Below are 21,127 nucleotides of genomic sequence, written 5' to 3' on the forward strand. Positions count from 1 at the left end.
TGGTGCTGCCGCTGGCGCTCTGGCGTTGGCCCACGGTGGTTTCGGCCACGGCCATCAACAGGCCACGGGTGCGGTTGAAAACAAGACGATACAGGCGCTGGTTCATTGTTTTTGTGCTCGGGCAATGCGAATCGGGTCAGATCAAATCAATCGGTACAACGCTTCAGAACGACCAGTTCAGGCTGAAGCCTGCGGTGGTCGGGTCGGTCTCAAAGCCGGTGGGTTTGCTGATGGGCTGGCCGACAAACACGTCGTAGCCAAAGCCGCGATAGCCGCCGCGCAGGCCCAGCACATAACCGGCCAGGCGTTGGCCTAACAGTTGTTGCGCGCTGGGGCCGCTGACCTTGCCCATATCCGCGCCCACATACAGTTCTTGTCCGCTGCCGCCCAGCGCCCAAGCCAGATCGTTGCGCCACAACCAGCCACGCTCGGCCGACAGCGAGTTCTCGCCATCAAAGCCACGCACGGTGTAGCGGCCGGCAATCGAAAAGCGGTCTTGCGGCACCAGCGGCGTGCGGTTCCATTGCGCGCGCCAGCTGGTGTTAAAGCGCAGGTTCTGGCCCAGCCACTGGAACGGCGCATTCAGTTGCGCATCGGCGTTCAGGATGGTGGGGCGCGCGGTGCCTTCGCCAAATGCTTCTTCCGGCGCTTGCAGCGAGCCATGCGCGCCGGTGCCGCGTTTGTAGCTGCCGTTAAAGTCCAGGCTGGCGTTGCCCAGCAGTTCGCGATGGCTGAAGCCAGCCTCCCACCCCGCCATCACGCGGCGTTGCACGCCCACTTCGGTGTCGTCGATATAGTTGTTGGAAGAACGCGTCCAGCCACGCGCATACAGGCTGGTTTTGCGGCTGGCGTCGCGGTACACCAGCCGGCTGAGTTTGATTTCGTTGTTCAGGCTGGTGCCGCTGTAGATGTAGGTCTGGTTGGCGCCGGCCACCGACTGGAAATAGTCGTAGCTGCTGTTGGTGAGCCCCAGCATCCAGTAGCCGTAGGGAATCTCGTAATGCACGGTGTAGCCGTGCGTGCCACGGCCACCCGCACCCACGCCCAGGTCGTGGTTGTAGGTGACGTAAAACAGATCGTTTAGCGTCCACCAGTCGTCGTACGACACGGTGATGCTGCCCTGATATTTGCCGGTGCTTTTGCTACCGGAATCATCGGCCGACAGGTTGACCCGAAACGGAAACGCCTGCTGCCAGCTGATCACCAGATCGCTCTGGCCCGGCTGCGCGTCGGCGCCATCGGCCGGGGTAATCTGAATATCGGCCTCGGCGGTGGGCACGCGTTTGAAGTTCTCCAGCGCTTGTTCGATATCGCGCAGGTTCAGCAGGTCGCCGGGCCGGGCGGGCACGGCGTTGAATTGCGTGGCGCGTGGGTTGCTACCTGCGGCAAAGCGGATGGCGCGGATGCGGCCTGGCATCAAGGTCAGCACCAGCTCGCCGGATTTAAGTTCTTGCGGGCCCGCCAGCACGCGGGTGGTGACATAACCGCGCGCCACAATGGCGTTCTGGATGCGCGTCATCGCCACATTGACGCCCTGGCTGCCCAGGCAACGGCCGTCAAGATCATCCACCGCATGCAAGGCCCACTGAAACTGCTCGGCCGCATCACCGACCAGGCGCACGTGCTGAATGGCAAAGCACGGCGTTTCGTGTTCGGGCCAGGCGTCGGGCGTGGCGGTGGGGGCAGGGCGCGGCAGGCGCACGTCGGGTTGGGTTTCCAGCTGGTCGCGCAGGGCGCGTTCGCGCTCTTGCTGGCGGATCAGCTCATCGGCGGCGGTGTCGGCGCGCACGGGCGCGATCAAACCCACACTCAATGCAGCGGCGAGCAAGCTTGCGCTCGCGCGTAAGGGCAACCCGGAAATACGACAACGCATGCGGCGTCCAGATGTAAGGCAATGGAAGAGCGCGCAGGCTACCGGGCCGTTGAACGGCGCGACAGATGGTTAAATTCACGTTCTGATCAACGTTTGCCAGAACGTTCAGCTTAAAACTTACGGCTTTGAAATGTAGGGTTGGTCGTGGATAAGGATCGCAAAATGACGGTGGTGTCAGATTGGCGGGCCACCCGCGCCAGTCGTCGCGCTATTTAAGAATTTGCTTACATTGTGGCCACGGCCGATGGCGCGCCAGCACGCGATTGCCCTCCGCCAATGCGCTGATCTTGAAAGGTTTTGTCCTACATCTGCGGCGGAATCCGCCGACAAACGGTAAATGGTTTGTATCGCAATGTGGACAGGTGTATCTGCCGCAAGCGCAGCGCAGCAGGCCTCAACGCCCCGGCCAGCGCCGCCACGGCCAGGCGCGTGGCAGATAGGCGGCGCGGGCGGGCAGCGTCACCACAATGCGGGTGCCGCGCGTGGGCATGCTGTCGATCTGCAGCGTGCCGCCGATCTTGTTGGCGCGTTCGGTCATGCCCGGTATGCCCCAGTGCCGGTCTTTGTGGCCGCGTTGCAGGATTTCGGCGTCCAGGCCCCGGCCGTCGTCGCACACGCTCAGCACAAATTCGCGCCGCTTGTAATCCAGGCGCAGTTGAATATGCCGCGCCTGGGCGTGCTGATAGGCGTTGATCATGGCTTCGCGGCCCAACTGAAACAGATTGTCGATCACGCCGGGCGACAACGCGCGGATGCTGCCGCAGCGGCGCGCTTCAAACGGCACGCCGTGTTGCAACATCAGATCGGTGCCCACCTGGCGCAGTGCTTCAAACAGGCCTTGCTGCATCCGGCCTTCGCTGCGCAGGTTCATCACCTGATCGCGGCCTTCTTCCAGCAGTGCTTCGGCGCGTTCCATGGCGTCGTCCATTTGCGGATGCAAGGGGTGGCCGGGCGGCAAGGACAATTGCACAGTCTGAAAACGCAGCGTCAGCGCGTACACCGCTTGCAAAAACGTGTCGTGCAGGGTGCGCGCGATATCCTGGCGTTCTTGCAGCCGCGTGTTCATCTGCGCGTAGATTTGCCGCGTCAGATAGCGCACGCGCCACCGGTACAGCGCCACCAACGCGCCGCCCAGCAGCAACAAGCCCAGCAAGGCAAACCAGCCGGTCTGATCAAATCGCGGCGTAATCCGGATATGCAATTCAGCGGCGTCTTCGGGCCAGGCGCTACCCGGCGTGATGGCTTGCAGGCGAAAGCGATATTCGCCCGGACCCAGGTTGGTGTAGTTGGCATCGCGCCGCGTGCCGACGCTTTTCCAGTCGGGGTCGACGCCTTCCAGTTGATAGCGAAAGCGCACCTGTTCGGGCACGCGGCTGCCCAGCGCGGTATAGGCAATCTGCAACTCGCGCGTGCCGGCGGGCAGCGTAACAGGCTGGTCGGTGGACCAGCGTTGGTCGTTGACTGCCACCTGCAAAAAATCGGCGTGCGTGGGCGCGACGGGCGCCAGTTGCGCGGGGTCGAGCTGCAACAGGCCATCGGACGAGGCAAACCACAGCAAACCATCGGGGCTAAGCGCGGCGCTGGGCAGCGGGAACGGCGCGGTGGCCTCGCCGCGGTACCCTTCGTGCGCGCCCAGCAGGCGGTAATGCAGCGGCGTTGCCGGGTTATCCAGAGCGGCTTGCCACTGGGTCGCGCTGATGCGCAATACGCCGCGGCGGCCGTTAAGCCACACGCTGCCATCGGGCGTCCGCAGCAGTGCGGTAATGCCGTTCAGCACGCCGGGCTCATCGGCGTACAAGGTTTTAAACCGATTGCCCTGCAGCACCTGCAGGCCTTTTTCGCCCGCAATGACCAGCTCGCGCCCGGCGGAAACGAAATTGATATTGAGCACATCAATGCCGTCGGCCGCGCCCCATTGCGTGATCTGGCCGTGGTCATAGCGCAGCAGCCGGTTGTGCGAATAGCCCAGCCAGACGCGTTGCTGCGCGTCGAGCGCCAGCGCCACCGGGCCCGCGCCATCGGGCAGGCCCAGACTGCTGGCGCGCAGCCATGTGCCTTGGGCGGACGGCATGCCCAGCAGCGCCGAATCGCCCGGCCGCCGCCACAATCCGCCATAGGAAAAGCGCGCCCAGATACCGCTGCCATCGTCGAGCAAGGCGCGTGCGCGGCTGGCGCTGTTGGCGGTCTGGATTTCGGGCGGCATGGGCGCGGCGCGGACGCCGCTGGCGTCATAGCGTTGCAGCACTGTGCGTCCGCCCGCCAGCAGCGCACCGTCATGCGCCACTGCGAGCGCATGCACCAGCGGATCAACCCCGGGCACCGCCTGCACGCCCTGGTCGACGCGCCACAAGTGGCCTTCGGGTGAGCTGAGCGTGCTGGCCCAGACCTTGCCGTCGGGCTGCGCGGCGATGCCGATATAGCTGCTGAAGTCGGGCAAGGGCACGCGCACAAAGGCGTTGGGCCGATAGCGATCGAGGCCGAGCCGCGTGGTCACCCACAGATTGGACTGGCGGTCTTCCAGCATCACCAACGGCTCGGCGCTGGCGGGCGCTTGCTGGCCCGCGGTGACGGCCGCCTGGCGCGTGGCGGCATCAATGCGCGTGCGCCCGCGCCAAACGGCCGGGGTAAAGCGGCACACGCCAGGCGGACACAGTGCTTGCCACAAATTGCCTTGGTGGTCGAACAAGGCGCCGTCCGAATTATTGATCGGCGGCCGCGCGGGCACCGGGCCCTCAGCGTGGCCCAACGGGCCGGGTAGCGCGCTGGTGCCGCCCGGGCCCCACAGCCAGATCTGGCCATCGGGCGCTTGCATGACGGTGTGCTGATTGCTGTGCGGCCCGGCGTCGATAAAGCGTTGCTGGGCGCGCTGATACAGATAGACGCGCTGGGCTGTCGTCACCCACAGGCGGCCCTGGCGGTCCAGATTAAGCCCCTCCGGCAGCCCGCTGCCGAAGCCTTGCGCGGGGCCCAGGCGCGTCCAGCGACCCGCGCTAAAGCGCATCAATCCATCCGAGCCCGCCACCCACAGGTTGTTGTCCAGATCGCCGGTGATCCCCAGCGCGCATGCGCCGCCGTGGTAGCCGTTCTGTTCGGTGTAATGCAGCAGATGTCCATTGCGCAGCAGCGACAATGCGTGCCCTTGCGCATAACAAATCCACAGATCGCCATTGGGCAGCGCCGACAGCGCGCCGATTTTTTCACTGAGCAAGGCTTCGCCCGGCGCGGGCTGAAACGGCTGCACGTGGATACCATCAAAGCGATACAAGCCGGCCATGCTGGCAATCCACAACCAGCCCTGATTGTCCTCGGCCAGACTCCAGATATCGGCGGGCATGCCGTCGTTGGCGGTCCACATATCGTGCTGATAATCACGCAACGTGGGCGTATAGGCAGCCGCGTGGCCGGGCGCCGCGCACAGTAGCCACAACAGCGCGATGCCGCGCATGAACCCTCGCACCGCTGCGCTCATTGCAAGGCCAGCGTGGGTGGTTCGTTGCCGCGTTCGCGCAGCAGGCAGGCTTCGATGGCGTGGCCGACGGAATACTGGATCTGATCCAGCATCGCGGCGGCGGCGGCATCGGGCGGATCAATAAACGCCAGCTCCAGCACGCCGGTGGGGCCGCTGGTGCCGCGCAAGGGCAGCGCGATAATGGACGCGGGCGTGTCTTCGCCCAGCATGGCCGCCAGCGGCACATATTCTTGCGTGTCATCGCACAACCAGTTGGGCCGCGCAGCCGTGCGCGCGGCATAACCGGTGGGATAGCTGGAGGTGGCCACCGCGCCTGCTTGCGTGCCAAAGGTGGCCACGCGGCGATAACGCGCATGCTCGGTAGCCACATACAGCGCCCCGGCCAGAGCGCCAGTCCATTGCGCCACCAGATCCAGCAAGGGGTGGGCCACGCCTTTAAAGTTGTCCGAATCGGCAAACAGATGGGCGATGCGGCCCTGCGCCTCGGCGATGCGGTCTTGCAGCGTCAGTTCGCCCGATTGCGCCGCCCGGGTTTCGTCGGCCTGCGCTTTCACCCGCGCCAGATAGCTAATCTGCTGGCGACCACGCAACACAAACAGCACGGCCAGTCCGGCAAAGCCCAGCGTCAGGCTGCCCAGCAAAGCGGCAATGGTGATGCCCATGCGCGAATAGTTATCCGCACGTTGCTCGCGCGCCCGGCTGGCGATGGCGGCCAGATCGCTGGCCAGCGCCACCACCGAGGTCGGGCCACCGCCGCGCTGTAGCATCGGCACCACATCAAAGCCGTTGCGGCGCTGCGCCAGTAGCGGGTCCATCTCGCTGCGCCAGTGCGTCCAGGCGTTCAATACGTTGTTGGCGCGCGCCACCTGATCGGCATCGGCGCGCACCAGATCGCGCAATGCACGCAGCTTGCCGGCGGTGCGCTGTATCTCGCTGGCGTCCTGCAGCGGCGCGGGGCCGCCGGTAATCAGGTAATCGCGTTCAATATTGTCGAGGTGGTACACGTGCACCGAGATATTGGTGGACAGCCGCGCCACCTCGGTGGCCTGGCCCACCACCACCAACGAAAAATACAGATAACCCGCCACCGCCATCACGCAGCACAGCGCCACACTGGCCACCAGCAGCGGCAGCACGATCAGATTGCGAAACGTGGTGTTAACAAAGGTGTAGGCGGCTTTAGTCATCAGTGGCGCAGTAGCGCCGCGCCTGGCTCAGGCTGCGGACGGTGTTGTACGGAAATGTGGCCTAAGTCTACAGCCCGGATATGCCAATGGGTTGCGGGCAATGTAACCGTTTTGAGAAAAGCCTCTGCCAAAAGACCGACACCCCGGAGCGGTCCTGGCTGTGTCCGATGCTTGTCGCTGGCAACATCACGCGGTCAAAGTGGCCTTGTTGCGTAACGCGGGCCACACATCCGGTGCGCATCGCGTGCGATCGCACCGGGCTGGTAAAGAGGAAACGCACGGTGCTGGATCGAATCCGCCGGCTATGGGCCGGGCTGCGCGATGGTGAACGCAGCAATGAAGAAATTATCCTGTTGAGCCTGTGCGCCATCAGCATTCCCAGCATCCTGCCGTTTGGCATCGTGCGCCTGCTCACCGCCAGCTACGCCGCCGCCGTGGTCGATATCGGCATCGTGCTGAGCATGATTGCGGTGATGTCGCATGTGTGGCGCACCGGCCGCACGCGCCTGGCCAGCCTGGCGATTTCGGGCATCTATTCCACCGGCATGGTGGTCATCGTTTATCTGCACGGCATCAGCCTGGTGTACTGGGCTTATCCGACCATGGTGGCGTCGTTTTTTACGCTGCCACCCAAACGCGCACTCACCATCAATCTGACCGCGCTGGCCTGTATGGTGGGTTTGCTCAGCCACGCCCATGCCACGCCGACACTGACGCTGGCCACCTTTAGCGTTACCGTCGCGCTGATCAATCTGTTTTCGTACATCGTGTTTTACCGCACGCACCTGCAAGTCAAAGAACTCAACCTGCGCGCCGAGCGCGATTTTCTCACCGGCGCAGGCAACCGCCGCGCACTGCAACGCACGCTGATGGAATGCGCCAGCAGCAGCGCGCCGTGCAGCTTGCTGCTGCTGGATATCGATCACTTCAAACGCATCAACGACCAGTACGGCCATTCGGTGGGCGATGCGGTGCTGGTCTCGGTCAGCGCGCTCATCCATGCCCGCATCCGCGCCAACGACCGGCTATTCCGCTACGGTGGCGAAGAGTTTCTGATCGTCGCCAAAGGCACGCCCGCCGGCGCCGCCAGTTGCCTGGCCGAAGACCTGCGCGCGCTGGTCGAACGCGCCGCGATGATCCAGCAACAAACGGTGACGGTATCAATCGGCATCGCCACCCTGCGCCCCGGCGAACCCATCAGCGAATGGGTGGCCCGCGCGGATGAACGCCTGTACGCGGCCAAGGCGGCGGGGCGCAATTGTATTCAGACGGGGTAAGGCGCGGCTGGCTGCGTAGCGCGTTGCGACGCAACCTGGCACTTGGCGCGGGCATGCCATATAAACAAAGCCCATCCTGCCCTGGCGGTTGTCATGCATCGCGCTCCTGTTTTTTCGTCCTCCAATCCGCCCACGCCGCACGATCATTGGGGAGAACACGCTGCGCAGTGGCAGCGTATTGGCGCGCCGTTGCGGCCGGGGCCGGAGGATGTGGCGTTGATGCGTGCGGCGCTGGAGCCGCAGGGCAATCGCGGTTTGTTGTTGGGGATGACGCAGGAATTGTGGGGTCTGGGCGATATGACGGGCGTCGATCGCGATCCGGCCATGGTGCAGCGTCGGCGTGCGCAGGCGGGCAGCAATGGCCAGGAAGTGCAGGCTGACTGGCGCGATCTGCCGTTTACCTCGGCGCGTTTTGATTTTGCGGTGGGCGATGGCTCGCTCAACAACGTTGATTACGTTGATGAATATCGCATGGTGTTTGATCAGCTCGACCGCGTGTTGCGCCCGCGCGCGCGCGTGGCGCTGCGTATTTTTGTGCGGCCCGAAGTGGCCGAAACCCCGCGCGCGGTGGTCGATGCGGCGTTGGCGGGCGAAATCGGTTCGTTCCACGCGTTTAAATGGCGGCTGGCCATGGCTTTGTGCAGCGCGCAAAACAACGCCAATATCGCGGTCGCCGATATCCATCATCACTTTGAACAGCTGATCCACCATCGCGATGAACTGGCGCAGCGTGCTGTGTGGCCGCGCTCCGTCATCGAGACCATCGATGTGTATGCGCAATCCACGCTGGTCTACAGCTTTCCCACGCTGGCCGAAGTGCGCGCCAGTCTGAGCGACAGCTGGCAAGAAATCAGCGTGGCATATGGCACGTACGAACTGGCCGGGCGCTGCCCGGTGCTCACTTTGCAAAAGCGCCGCTGAGCATGCAGATGCGTGCGCAACTGGCGGCGCAGATGCAGACGCTGGCGCAGTCCGAACGCTTTGGCGCCGAGGATTTGCAGGCGCTGCAATCGATGCGGCTGCGCGCGTTGCTGCAGCATGCCTTGGCGCAAACCGATGAGTTGCGCGAGCGTCTGCACAGCGCGGGGCTGGCGCTGGCTGATATCGATACGGCGGCCACGCTGGCGCGCTTGCCGCTGCTGCCGCGTCGCACTTTGCAGCAACAATCCGCGCGCTTGACCAGCCACGCGCTGCCACCCGGCCACGGCCCGACCGGCGAGGTTAAAACCTCGGGTTCCACCGGCGAGCCCGTTACCGTAACGCGCACGGCCATCAACCAGTTGATGTGGATGGCGTTTACGCTACGCGAGCATCTTTGGCACCAGCGTGATTTTAGCGGCCGGCTGGCGGCCATCCGCGCCAATCTGGCGGGCAGCGCGCCCATCCAGGCAGCGGATTGGGGGCCGCCGGTCAATCTGTTGTATGCGTCCGGGCCGGGTTTTGCCATGCCCATCAATACCGCCATCAGCACGCAAAAAACATGGCTGGCGCAGGTTAAACCGCACTATCTGCTGACTTATCCCAACAATCTGGCGGCTTTGCTGGACGGGCCGGACGACGGCGGGTTCAGCGCCGTACGCCAGATCCGCACGGTGGGCGAAACCTTGAGCCCGGCATTGCGCCAGCGCGTGCACGACCAGTTGGGCATCGGCGTGGCCGATACCTACAGCTCGCAAGAACTGGGCGTGCTGGCCATACAGTGCCCCGTCAGCGGGCTTTATCACGTGATGGAAGAAGGCTATATCGTCGAGATTCTGCGGCCCGATGGCGCGCCGTGTGCGCAAGGCGAAACCGGTCGCGTGGTGGTGACGGATCTGCATAACTACGCCATACCGTTGTTACGCTACGACATTGGCGATTACGCCAGCGTCGGCCCGGCCTGTCCGTGCGGTCGCGCGCATAAAACGCTGAGCGCCATTGCCGGGCGCGAACGCAATTTATTACGCATCGGCAAGCAACGGTATTGGCCGCTGGTGGGGTTTCATTCGTTTCGCGATATTGCGCCGATTATTCAGTACCAATTGCTGCAGCATAGCGAGCAATTGATCGAAGTCCGGCTGGTTTGCGCCACGCCGTTAAGCCCCGCACAACAGCAGGCATTAACTGCGGTCATCCAGTCCGCTTTGGGCCATCCATTCCAGTTGCAATTCGTGCAATTTGCAGATCGTTTGCCTTTATCAAGTAATGGCAAATTTGAAGAATTTGTCTGTTTGATGCGTCAGCCAGACTAGCGGTAGGCGGCGACTTGGCGAACTTGAAATTTGTCGCTAATACTCCGGTACACAGCCGTACATAAGAAAAAGCCGTTACTGCATTTCCTTGCATTCTGGGCGTCGGAAATCCCTTGTTTTCTACGTAGAGAGAAGCCATGAGAACCCGCACGTCCGCGTTTCGGCTATCGCCGATCAATTCCGTTTTGTCCGCCGCTTTTGTCGGCCTGGTTTCCACCGCCGCCTATGGCGCGCCTTGCCCGGCTCCAGCTTCCAACGATCTGTCGTTAAATAATGTGACCACCGATGCCGGTTGTACGGTTGCGCCCACGGATGTCACTTCGGTTGAAATCACCAATGGCAGCGTGGTGCAGGGTGATCTTAACAACGGGGGCGAAATCTCCAGCGTGGGCCCCGATCTGGCGTTGATTGTCGATTCGTCGCAGATTCAGGGCAGCGTGATCAATAACGGCAATATCACCGAGCGCAGCGGATCTTCCAGTTCGGGCGGTGGGGCGCGCATTACCAATAGCCAGATTGGCGGCAATATCATCAATGGCGGCAGCATCCACACCACATTTCAGGCCATTAACATCAATGACGATCCGGCTGGCCTGCTGATCGACAATTCGGCAGTTACCGGTGATTTTTCCAATAGCGGCTCAATGACGCAGGCCAATAACGCCGATACGCTGCATATTGCCAACGGCAGCACCATCGGCGCAGTGCGCAATGAAAGCGGTGGCGTGATCGATAACGCGTATATCGCCGTGCATGTTGATTCCAATTCCACCGTGCAAAACGGCTTTTATAACAACGGCTCGATACACGGGCAGGAAGCGGTTTATTTTGATAACGCCACCATCAGCGGCGGCGGCTTGATTAATGACCTTAATGGCCAGATCAACGGCGATTCGCACGGGTTTTATCTACTCGGCAGCACGATCACCGGCGACGTGATCAACCACGGCAGCATCGATGGCTCGGAAGGCGCCATCGTGTTGAACAACAACACGGCCTTGCACGGCGGCATTACCAATACCGGATCGCTGCATTCGGACTGGCCAGGTTCGGCGGCGGTGCAGGTGGATAGCTCCACTGTGGATGGCAATATCGCCAACTCGGGCACGATTACGGCGCTGGATGGCGCGGGCATTGCCGTTACCGGCCAGAGCACCACCGGGGTGATCAGCAATGCGGCCAACAGCGCCATCAATGGCAACAGCAACGGCATTTACGTCAACAACAGCACCACCGGCAATATCGATAACAGCGGCAGCGTCGTCTCGGGCAATGGCGCGGGCGTGTATTTGCAAAACAACGGGAACGCCAGCCAGATCCTTAACCGCACGGGCGGCAGCATCACCGGCTCGGATTACGGCATTCAACTGGCGCAAAGCCAGACCGGCTCCATCGAAAACAGCGGCACCATTTCCGGTGGCAATGCCGCCATTCTGTTGAGCGACAATTCCACCGTGGCGGGCGGCATCCTCAACAACGGCACGATCAACGGCGCCGGGCGCGGCATCATGGTGGACACCTCCGCCACCGGGGCCATCGACAACCTGTCCGGCGGCACCATCGCCGTCACCGACTACGGCATTCTGGTGACCGGTACCGGCGCAACGGTCACCGGCAATATCAGCAACGAAGGCCATATCAGCGGCAGCAGCGGCATCTGGCTGGCCGACGGCGCCACCCAGACCGGCGATATCAACAACAGCGGCACCATTGCCATCACCCATACCGGCAATAACAACAACGGTTTCTCGGCCACCGCCATTGAAATCGGCGGGGTCAGCAATCAGGCCGTCACCCTGGACGGCAGCATCAACAACAGCGGCCAGATCACCTCGGACCAGGCCGGCATCTTTGCGGTGGGTGCGGCCACGGTCACCGGTTCGATCACCAATAGCGGCAACATCAACGCCGCCATCGCCGGCATGGGCGCCACCAGCAGCGTGGTGAACAGCGTGGCCAACACCGCCTTGATTCAGGGCGATGTGGTCAACACCAGCACCGGCACCATCCAGGGCACCGGCTACGGCATTGCGCTGGTGCAGGCGGGCGTGGATGGCAACGTGCTGAATCAGGGCACCATCAGCGTCGGCCAGGGCGGCATGTGGCTGGGCGGGCATGTGGGCGGTACGGCGTCCAATAGCGGCAGCATCACTTCCACCAACGGCCCGGGCTTGCTGATCAGCAATAACGCGGTGCTGGACCATAGCTTTAGCAATACCGGTTCCATTACCGGGGCGGAGGGCGCGGAGGTGGGGCCATCCACGCTCAATGGCGATCTGGTGAATAGCGGCAGCATTACCGGCACCGCGGTGGGCCTGGATATCAACGGCGCCACCATCAACGGCCATGTGATCAACAGCGGCACCATTACCGGTACGCAAGCGTTGGTGATCGCCAGCAGCAACACGCCGCTGACGGTGGACAACACCGGCACGCTGGCGGGCGCGGTGGAGCTGGGCAATGCCACGCTGAACCTGAACGCCGGCGCGGTGACGGGGGCGATCACCGGCGTCGGTTCCACGGTCAATATCAATACCGGCTACGCCGCGCAAAACACCATCAGCACCGGCACGCTGAATGTCGCCAGCGGCCAGTCGCTGACCACGGGCTTTGCGCTGGCCGCTACCAATGGCGTCAACAACAACGGCACGCTAAGCAGCAGCGCGCTGATCGATGCGGCGGTCACCAACGCCAGCGGCAGCGCGCTTAATCTGAATGGCGGCAGTGCGCGCGTGACCGGGGCCATCAATGGCGGGCTGGTTAACGTCAACGGCAACTTCAGCACCGAAAACATCATTAACGCCGACGACATCACCGTCGCCAGCGGCGCAACGCTAACGCAAGCCAATGCGATCGCCACACCGACCTTGCATAACAGCGGCAGCGTAACCAGCACCGCCTTGATTGATGGCGCAGTCGCCAACGCGGATGGAGCGAGCCTGAACCTCGGTACCGGCTCTCGCGTAACGGGCGCGGTAACGGGCAGCGGCGCGACGGTAAATGTGCTGGGCGATTTCGCCAGCGAAAACACCCTCGCCGCCAACGCCGTCAATGTAAACAGCGGCGCTACGCTGACGCTGGCCAATGACCTGACCGCAACCAGCGTGAACAACAGCGGTACCATCGCCAACGCCGCCACCATCAATGGCGCGCTGGTGGGGGCGGATGGCAGCACGCTGACGCTGGAAGGGGCCAACAGCCGGGTGACTGGCGCGATTACCGGCGCGGGTTCCAGCGTGCTGGTCAACGGCACGTTCGCCAACGAAAACACCATTAATGTGGGCAACCTGAATGTGGCCGCGGGCGGCGTGTTTAACGCCAACCAGAGCGTGACCACCGCCAATGGCATCAACAACGCGGGCACGCTGAACAATAATTCGGTGCTGAACAGCGCGGTGGCGCTCAATGGCGGCACGCTGAATCTGGCCAGCAACGGCGCGCGCGTAACCGGCGCGGTAACGGGCACGGCGGGTTCGGTCATCAACGTGAACGGCGACTACACCACCGAAAACGCGTTTGGCGCGGACACGCTCAATATCGCCAACGGCGTGTTGTTTAAAGCACGGCACGCCTTGGGCGCAACCACGGCGTTAAACAACAACGGCACGCTGGATGTGCGCGCCGCCACGCCCATCACGCTGACCGGCAACTATGTGCAAAGCGCCACCGGCGTTTACAGCATGGAAGCGCAATCCAACAGCCAGTACGGCAAGCTCAACGTCACCGGCACGGCGGCGCTGCCTGCCAATGCCAATATCTTTGTCGATGTGACCTCCGGCGCAAGCCTGACCGATGGCGTGTTGCCGGGCGTGATTACCTCGAACGGACTGACCGCATCCACGTTCAATGTCACCGATAACAGCGTGCTGTTCGACTTTACCGGCGTGATCAACGGCAACAATGTCGATCTGGATGTGAAGCGTGGCTTGTCGGTGACGCAGGTGGCGCAAAACACCAGCAATAATCCGGCGCTGGGTGCCGCCGGTGCGCTGGACGCCATCATCACGCAAGGCGGCGCCACCGGCGATATGGCGCATGTGATCAACCAGTTGGGCACGCTGACCAGCATGGACCAGATCAGCAAAGCGGTGACGCAAATGCTGCCGCTGGTGGCGGGCGGCACCACCTCGGCCACGGCCATGACGCTTAATCTGACCGACCGCGTGGTGCAGGCGCGCATCGAAAGCCAACGTGGTTTGTCGGCAGGCGATGGCTATGTCACCGAGCGCGAAATGTGGGTCAAGCCGTTTGGATCATGGGCGGACCAGAAAGGTGATTACGACATTGCCGGCTACAACGCCGACAGCGCCGGTTTGATCATCGGGGTGGATGGCGGTGTGAGCGACAAGGACCGCGCGGGCGTGGCGTTTACCTATGCCCACACTCACGTCAGCGGCGACAGCACCGACGCGCCGCAATCGGCCAGCATCAACAATTATCAGTTGATGGGCTACGGCAGCCACAGCATCAAACCGGGCACCGATCTGAGCTGGCAAGTGGACTACGGTCGCAACCATACCAGCGGTAATCGTGGCATTTATTTTGGCGATATCAACCGCACCGCCGACAGCAGCTATGACGGCTGGAACGCCCACGTCGGCGCCGGTATCGGCCAGAACATGCCGTTGAACGCCAACACCAACATCACCCCGTCCGTGCGGCTGGATTACCGCACCGTGCATAACGAGGGTTACACCGAAACCGGGGCCGATGCGCTGAACCTGCATGTGGATGACCAGAGCACCAACGAGCTGCTGCTGTCCACCGACGCCAAGCTGTATCAAACCATCAACGACGAACTGTCGTGGACGGCCAATATTGGCGTGGGCTACGACTTGCTGTCGAAACAAGCGCAGATAACGTCAACGTTTGTGGGCGGCGGCCCGGCGTTTGTCACCTACGGCCTGAACCCGTCGCCATGGCTGTTCCGCGGCGGCGCAGGGCTGGTGCTGCATCGCTCCAACGGGCTGGAAATCACCGCGCGGTATGACGGCGAAGGGCATAAGGACTTCTACAACCAGACGGTATCGCTGAAGCTGCGCAAGGACTTTTAAGCGCAGGGCAGGGCGGTTGCTGCGCCCCGCAGTCAAGGCAGGAAACGGCCCCCGCGGCTCCGGATGATTGGAGCGCGGGGGCCGTGTTTTTGTGGCGTGTTGCGGCGCAGTTGGCTGCGAGGGCGCTGGTTGCGAGGGCGCTGGCTGCGAAGAGGCTGGCTGTTGCATGCTTGCGCGCCACTTTGGTGGGTGGGTCCAGACCCACCTTGGCAGAGCGCAGACATAGGGTGGGTCTAGACCCACCAGCCAAAGTCCTGGGCCCGAACGCATCGGTATCGTCGGCGCAAGCGATCAAGGGTCGTCGCGTAATGCGCTTGCGTACCACAAGCCTGTGAAACTGCGACGGTTTTTTATTGATCCGGCCCGCTGCCCTACTTCTCGTAAATCGGCCATCACGACGAGGACAAAAGTTGCGCCCGGATATTTCTGAACACATCCTGATTCGATGCATCTGACCGCTCTCACGGTGGATCGCACATTGAAAAGCGCGCCCGATCTGCGTGTACAAATCAACGCAACGGAATATATAAAATCTTGTATATTGGCACTCAGCCGCCACTCAGGCGCATCGCATTTGTAGGCAGCGCATTGAAAGACCTGCGCGATTTTCCACAAACGGCACGGCGTGACGCTGGCCAACAACTAGACCAGTTGCAACGCGGGCTGGAGCCGGACGACTGGAAGCCGATCAGTACCGTCGGTAAAGGCGCACGTGAAATCCGTTTACACGACGAGACCGGCGCGTACCGCGTCATCTACGTCGCGCGACTGGCGCATGCCATTTATGTGCTGCATTGCTTTCAGAAAAAGAGCCAGAAGACTAGCCGGCCCGATCTGGAACTCGCTGAAAAACGCTACCGGGAACTTATGAAGGAGCAGGAAAAATGACTGTTCAGCAATTCGACAGCATCTGGGATGCCATTGAAGATTCGCCTGCCGAGGCCGCAAACATGAAGCTGCGTTCCGAGCTGATGATTGCGCTTAAGGCGCACTTGTCCAAGGCCGAATTGAGCCAGAGTGAAGCGGCCAGGTTGCTGGGCGTTACTCAGCCGCGAATTTCCGATTTGATGCGCGGCAAGATCAACCTGTTTGCGCTTGATGCGCTGGTCAATATGGCGGTGGCTGCCGGTTTACGCGTCGAACTCAAGGTAACGTCGGCGGGCTGATTTCCTTCTCGTTTGATATTTTTGAACGCTATGCGGGCGAAGTGCTGCGCCGTGCACTGCCAGCTGAATGCCCCGCTAAAGCCTGATCTGACCAGGCACCGTTCGACGTAATGCGGCGCGTTTTTGTAGGGTGCGTTACCCGTAGGGCAACGCACATTTCGATTATGCCGTGGACGCCGCATGTGCCCCGCATGGGCCGGAGCGTTCGGCCCCCCAAAGTGCGTTGTCCCGCAAGCGAAGACAAGATCCCCACCAGGTCGTGCACCCGACGGCGGCTCTGTCGGCAACGCGCATTGCCTTAGCGGCTAGTCGCCTCATCCCCCTGCGCATCGGCCCCGCCGCCGAACACCTTGTACAGCGTGACGCGGTTGGTGGCTTCGCTTAGTTGCAGCGTAATCAGCGCTTGTTGTGCGCTATACAACGCGCGCTGCGCCGTCAGCGTCAGCAGATAGCTGTCCACGCCGTTCTGGTAGCGCGCCTGCGCCAGGTTGTAGGTGCGGGTTTGCGCGGTGATCAGTGCGGTTTGCGCGTCCAGGCGTTGGTCCAGGCGCGCGCGCACGGCCAGTGCGTTGGCGGTTTCGCTAAACGCGGTCTGGATCGCTTTTTCGTATTGCGCCACCGCGATGTTCTTGCTGATCTCGGCGCTATCCAGCGAGGCCTTCAGCGCTCCGGCGTTAAAGATCGGCACGGTAATGCTGGGGATAAACGACCACGTGCGGGTGCCCGCGCTAAACAGCGTGGACAGCGCGTCGCTGCCCACCCCGGCGGCCCCGGTCAGGCTAATGCCCGGAAAGAACGCTGCACGCGCCGCGCCGATGTCGGCGTTGGCGGCTTGCAGTGTGTGTTCTGCCGAGAGCACATCGGGCCGCTGCAATAACAGGCTCGATGGTGCATTAGCGTTGACGGGGGCCAGCGCAATGGCGGTGTTGCTGTCGTTGGCAGACGGCAGCAATGCCGCAGGGACGGCGGTGCCCACCACCAGATCGAGCGCGTTGCGTGCTTCGTCCAGTTGCGTGGCGTAATTGGCGACGTCGGCGCGCGCGCTTTCGACGGTGGATTGCACGGCGGACAGATCGGTGCCCGAGGCCGAACCCGCTGCGTGCATCTGTTCGGTTAGCGCCAGCGTCTGGCGTTGGCTGGCCAATGTTTGCTGCGCCAGCGCCACTTGTTTCTGGTACGCCGCCACAGTCAGCCAGTCACCTGCCACTTCGGCCAGCAGACTCATCCGCGTGCTGCGCTGGGTTTCTGCGGTGGCCAGCAGCGTTTGCCGGGCTTCGTTGCTCAGGCTGCGGATGCGGCCAAACAGATCGAGTTCCCACGCGCTAAAACCGACCGTGGCCGACGCGCTGCGGCTTACCGTATTGCCATTGCCGCTGGTGGTCTGGCTGGCCCCGGCGCTGACGGCCGGAAACAGATCTGCCTGATCAATGCGGTAGGTAGCGCGCGCCTTTTCGATATTGAGCACGGCCACGCGCAGGTCACGGTTGTTGTGCAGCGCCAGCGCAATCACCTGGCGCAAACGGTCATCCAGAAACACACTGCGCCAATCCAGACTGGCCACGGACGGCGTGGCCGTGGCCGGGGCGCTGGCATCCGTGCCGTTAAATTGCGCGGGCACCGGCGAGGCGGGTTGTTGATATTGCGGGGCCATGCTGGCGCAACCGGCCAGCATGCTGGCGCCAAGCAGGCCCAGCGCCAGGCGCGAAGAAAATGTATTAAGCGTCATGTTGATCATCCGTAGGCGCAGTCAGCGTCTTGCTCTGTTTGCCCGGTGCCACGCTGCGCACGATCAGGTAGAACAGGGGAATAAAAAAGATGCCCAGTGCGGTCGAGGCCAGCGTGCCGCCGAATACGCCGGTCCCCAGCGAATGGCGTCCGCCCGAGCCCGCGCCGGTGCTAATCACCAGCGGCAACACGCCCAGCAAGAAGGCCAGCGAGGTCATCAGAATCGGGCGTAACCGCTGGCGGGCGGCTTCGACCACGGCGTTGAATACGCTCGCGCCTTGTTGCTCCAGTTCGCGCGCAAATTCGACGATCAGAATGCCGTTTTTGGCAGCCAGACCCACCGTGGCGAGCAAGCCCACCTGGAAATACACGTCGTTGTTCAGCCCGCGTGTGGCGGTAAACACCAGCGCACCGACAATCCCGATCGGCACGGCCAACATCACCGAAAACGGAATCGACCAGCTTTCATACAGCGCGGCCAGGCACAGAAACACAAACAGCAACGACACGGCATACAGCAACGGTGCTTGTGCCCCGGCCGCCTGTTCTTCATACGACAAGCCTGACCACGAATAGCCAAAGCCCTGCGGCAACTGGCCCACCAGCTTGACCATCTCGGCCATGGCCGTGCCTGAGCTGACGCCCGCGGCGGGCGAGCCACTGATTTCCATCGATGCCGTGCCGTTGTAGCGCGCCAGCGTGGCCGGGGCGTAGCTCCAGCCGCTGCTGGCAAAGGCCGAGAACGGCACCATGGCGTTGTCGCTGTTGCGCACGGTCCATTGGTTGATGTCTTGCGGCAACATGCGCGCGTCGGCCTGGCCTTGCACGTACACCTTTTTAACGCGGCCCTTGTCGATAAAGTCGTTGACGTAGGTGCCGCCAAACGCGGTGGCCAGCGTGCTGTTGATGTCGCTCTGGGTGAGGTTGAGCGCACCGGCTTTGGCGTCGTCGATCTTCACATCAAAGGTGGGCGCGTCTTCCAGCGCCGAATAGCGCACTGCGCTGAGCAGCGGATCTTTGGCAGCCAGATCCAGCAACTGTTTGCGCGCCGCCACCAGCGCATCGTGGCCCGCGCCGCCAAAGTCCTGCAGTTCCAGCGTAAAGCCGCTGGCCTGGCCCAGACCGGGGATGCCGGACGGGGCGAAGGCAAACACTTGCGCGTCGGCAAAGCGTTTCATCATTGCGCCGGTAATGCGGTTGCCGATGCTGGCGGCGTCGGCCTTGCGGTCTTTCCAGTTCTTGAGCTGGATAAACGCCATGCCCGCGTTCTGGCCCATCGCGCCCATGGCAAAGCCGCTGATCGCCATCACGGTGTTTACTTCGGGCTGGGCGCGCACAAAGTCAGACACCTGGTTCACCACCGTCTGGGTTTTTTCTTTGGTGGTGCCGGGCGGCAGTTTGATCGACACCATCAGCGTGCCCTGGTCTTCATCGGGCAAAAACGAAGTGGGCAGATGCCAGAACAACAGGCCCATGCCGACGACCAGCGCCAGATAAATACCCACGCCCAGGCGACGATGGCCCAGCACGCGCTTTACGCCGCGCTGATAACGCTCGGCACCGCGGTCAAAGCGCTGGTTAAACCCGCCAAAAAAGCGCCCCAGCAAACCGCGTTGGGTAACGTGGCCGCCTTGTGTTACCGGTGTGAGCAAACTGGCGCACAGCGCGGGGGTTAGCGTCATCGCCACCAGCACCGACAGCAACATGGCCGAGGCGATGGTGACTGAAAACTGCCGATAGATGACGCCGGTAGAACCGCCAAAAAACGCCATCGGCAAGAACACGGCGGTGAGCACCAGCGCAATGCCCACCAGCGCACCGGTAATCTGCGCCATCGATTTGCGCGTGGCGTCGCGCGGCGACAAGTCTTCTTCGCTCATCACGCGTTCGACGTTTTCGACCACCACAATGGCATCATCTACCAGCAAACCAATCGCCAGCACCATGCCGAACATGGTTAACGTATTGATCGAATAACCCAGCGCCGCCAGCACACCAAAGGTGCCCATCAGCACGACGGGGACGGCGATGGCCGGGATCAAGGTCACGCGCCAGTTCTGCAAAAACAGATACATGATTGCGATCACCAGCACCACGGCTTCCAGCAGCGTTTTGACCACTTCTTCAATCGAGATTTTTACAAATGGCGTGGTGCTGGAGGCGATCTTGTAGCTCATGCCCGCGGGAAAATACGGCTTCAGTTCATCCAGTCGCGCTTCCACGGCTTTGGATACCGCCATGGCATTGGCGCCACTGGCCAGTTCGATGCCGATGCCGGCGGCGGGCTTGCCGTTAAACAGGCTGGTGATGGTGTAATCCTCGCCGCCCAGTTCGATGCTGGCCACGTCGGACAAATGCACCACCGCGCCGTTGCTGGCGGATTTGACGACGATCTTTTTAAACTGATCCACCGTCTTCAGGCGGCTGCGCGAGGTAATGGTGGCGTTCAGCGCCTGGCCTTTGCTGGCGGGCAACGCGCCCAGCTGGCCCGACGATACATCGGCGTTTTGCGCGGTGATGGCGGCGGTGATATCGGACGGCATCAGCGAATAGGTGCGCAGCTTGTCCGGCGCCAGCCAGATGCGCATCGAATACTGCGAGCCCATCACTTGCACCTTGCCCACACCGCTGACGCGGCTGATCGGGTCTTGCAACGTGGACGCCATAAAGTCGGCGATATCGGTACCGCTCATGCTGCCGTTGTCGGAGGTAAACGCCAGCACTTCAAAAAAACTGCCCGCCGAAGATTTACTGACGGTCAGGCCCGTGCTTTGCACGATCTGCGGCAACATCGCTTCGGCTTGCTGCAGCTTGTTTTCCACCTGCATCTGCGCGACGTCGGCGTTGGTGCCCGCCTTGAAGGTGAGCTGCACGCTGGCGCTACCGGCCGAGGTGCTGCTGGACGACATGTACATCAGGTTATCCAGCCCCGACATCTGCTGTTCGATGACCTGGGTCACCGAGTTTTCCACGGTCTGTGCCGAAGCGCCGGTGTAGGTGGCGCGGATCGACACCGTGGGCGGCGCAATATTGGGGTATTGCTCGACGGCCAGCTGGCTGATCGACAGCGCGCCTGCCAGCGTGATCACGATGGCGATCACCCACGCAAAGATCGGACGATCAATAAAGAAACGAGACATGGCGC

At 62.3% G+C, this 21,127-nt stretch carries 12 protein-coding genes; 6 read left to right on the forward strand and 6 right to left on the reverse strand.

From position 1 onward, the window contains the following. The 4 genes from WG78_RS23340 to WG78_RS02380 all read right to left on the reverse strand — a co-directional run. A partial coding sequence (locus WG78_RS23340) for an ESPR-type extended signal peptide-containing protein (protein WP_201782346.1) occupies positions 1-106 on the reverse strand: 106 nt, incomplete at its 3' end. Between the two features lie 57 nt (positions 107-163). Next, positions 164-1,873 carry a ShlB/FhaC/HecB family hemolysin secretion/activation protein gene (locus WG78_RS02370; RefSeq protein WP_083458723.1) on the reverse strand — a complete coding sequence of 570 codons (1,710 nt, stop codon included), beginning with the start codon at positions 1,871-1,873 and terminating at the stop codon, positions 164-166. A gap of 394 nt (positions 1,874-2,267) precedes the next feature. After that, on the reverse strand, positions 2,268-5,318 hold the full coding sequence (locus tag WG78_RS02375; RefSeq protein ID WP_053936202.1) for a sensor histidine kinase: 3,051 nt from the start codon (positions 5,316-5,318) through the stop codon (positions 2,268-2,270). 20 nt (positions 5,319-5,338) lie between these two features. Continuing rightward, positions 5,339-6,529: a CHASE3 domain-containing protein gene (locus WG78_RS02380; RefSeq protein ID WP_053936203.1), complete on the reverse strand. Its 1,191-nt coding sequence runs from the start codon at positions 6,527-6,529 to the stop codon at positions 5,339-5,341. 281 nt (positions 6,530-6,810) lie between these two features. On the opposite strand from WG78_RS02380, the gene WG78_RS02385 reads away from it, so the two are divergent. The 6 genes from WG78_RS02385 (at position 6,811) to WG78_RS02410 (ending at position 16,257) form a co-directional block, all read left to right on the forward strand. Then, on the forward strand, positions 6,811-7,806 hold the full coding sequence (locus tag WG78_RS02385; RefSeq protein ID WP_053936628.1) for a GGDEF domain-containing protein: 996 nt from the start codon (positions 6,811-6,813) through the stop codon (positions 7,804-7,806). Positions 7,807-7,899: 93 nt separating this feature from the next. Beyond that, positions 7,900-8,727, forward strand: coding sequence for a class I SAM-dependent methyltransferase (locus WG78_RS02390; RefSeq protein WP_053936204.1), 828 nt, complete (start codon positions 7,900-7,902; stop codon positions 8,725-8,727). An 8-nt stretch (positions 8,728-8,735) separates the two neighbouring features. Continuing rightward, complete coding sequence (locus WG78_RS02395; RefSeq protein ID WP_161805057.1) at positions 8,736-10,037, forward strand: phenylacetate--CoA ligase family protein; 1,302 nt, start codon at positions 8,736-8,738, stop codon at positions 10,035-10,037. A gap of 137 nt (positions 10,038-10,174) precedes the next feature. Next, the gene (locus WG78_RS02400) at positions 10,175-15,091 is read left to right on the forward strand and encodes an autotransporter domain-containing protein (protein WP_083458726.1); all 4,917 of its coding nucleotides are present in this window, start codon (positions 10,175-10,177) and stop codon (positions 15,089-15,091) included. Positions 15,092-15,625: 534 nt separating this feature from the next. After that, positions 15,626-15,979: a type II toxin-antitoxin system RelE/ParE family toxin gene (locus WG78_RS02405; RefSeq protein WP_236691964.1), complete on the forward strand. Its 354-nt coding sequence runs from the start codon at positions 15,626-15,628 to the stop codon at positions 15,977-15,979. Further along, on the forward strand, positions 15,976-16,257 hold the full coding sequence (locus WG78_RS02410) for a helix-turn-helix domain-containing protein (RefSeq protein WP_053936207.1): 282 nt from the start codon (positions 15,976-15,978) through the stop codon (positions 16,255-16,257). The genes WG78_RS02405 and WG78_RS02410 overlap by 4 nt, the downstream gene beginning before the upstream one ends. 298 nt (positions 16,258-16,555) lie before the next feature. Here WG78_RS02410 and WG78_RS02415 read toward each other — a convergent pair whose 3' ends face one another. Together WG78_RS02415 and WG78_RS02420 are read right to left on the reverse strand one after the other, a co-directional pair. Next, positions 16,556-17,983 (reverse strand): efflux transporter outer membrane subunit, encoded by a 1,428-nt coding sequence (locus tag WG78_RS02415; RefSeq protein WP_053936630.1) that lies wholly within the window; start codon positions 17,981-17,983, stop codon positions 16,556-16,558. After that, a complete protein-coding gene (locus WG78_RS02420; RefSeq protein ID WP_053936208.1) occupies positions 17,973-21,122 on the reverse strand; it encodes an efflux RND transporter permease subunit in 3,150 nt (1,049 codons plus the stop codon). The genes WG78_RS02415 and WG78_RS02420 overlap by 11 nt, the downstream gene beginning before the upstream one ends. Positions 21,123-21,127: the final 5 nt, after the last annotated feature.

It is taken from the genome of Amantichitinum ursilacus (genome assembly GCF_001294205.1).
In the GTDB taxonomy this organism is placed as follows: Bacteria; Pseudomonadota; Gammaproteobacteria; order Burkholderiales; family Chitinibacteraceae; genus Amantichitinum; species Amantichitinum ursilacus.

Coding starts and splice junctions, on each gene's coding strand:
- WG78_RS02370 (WP_083458723.1), bottom strand. CDS start 1,873: ATGCGTTGTCGTATTTCCGGGTTGCCCTTACGCGCGAGCGCAAGCTTG.
- WG78_RS02375 (WP_053936202.1), bottom strand. CDS start 5,318: ATGCGCGGCATCGCGCTGTTGTGGCTACTGTGCGCGGCGCCCGGCCAC.
- WG78_RS02380 (WP_053936203.1), bottom strand. CDS start 6,529: ATGACTAAAGCCGCCTACACCTTTGTTAACACCACGTTTCGCAATCTG.
- WG78_RS02390 (WP_053936204.1), top strand. CDS start 7,900: ATGCATCGCGCTCCTGTTTTTTCGTCCTCCAATCCGCCCACGCCGCAC.
- WG78_RS02395 (WP_161805057.1), top strand. CDS start 8,736: ATGCGTGCGCAACTGGCGGCGCAGATGCAGACGCTGGCGCAGTCCGAA.
- WG78_RS02400 (WP_083458726.1), top strand. CDS start 10,175: ATGAGAACCCGCACGTCCGCGTTTCGGCTATCGCCGATCAATTCCGTT.
- WG78_RS02410 (WP_053936207.1), top strand. CDS start 15,976: ATGACTGTTCAGCAATTCGACAGCATCTGGGATGCCATTGAAGATTCG.
- WG78_RS02415 (WP_053936630.1), bottom strand. CDS start 17,983: ATGACGCTTAATACATTTTCTTCGCGCCTGGCGCTGGGCCTGCTTGGC.
- WG78_RS02420 (WP_053936208.1), bottom strand. CDS start 21,122: ATGTCTCGTTTCTTTATTGATCGTCCGATCTTTGCGTGGGTGATCGCC.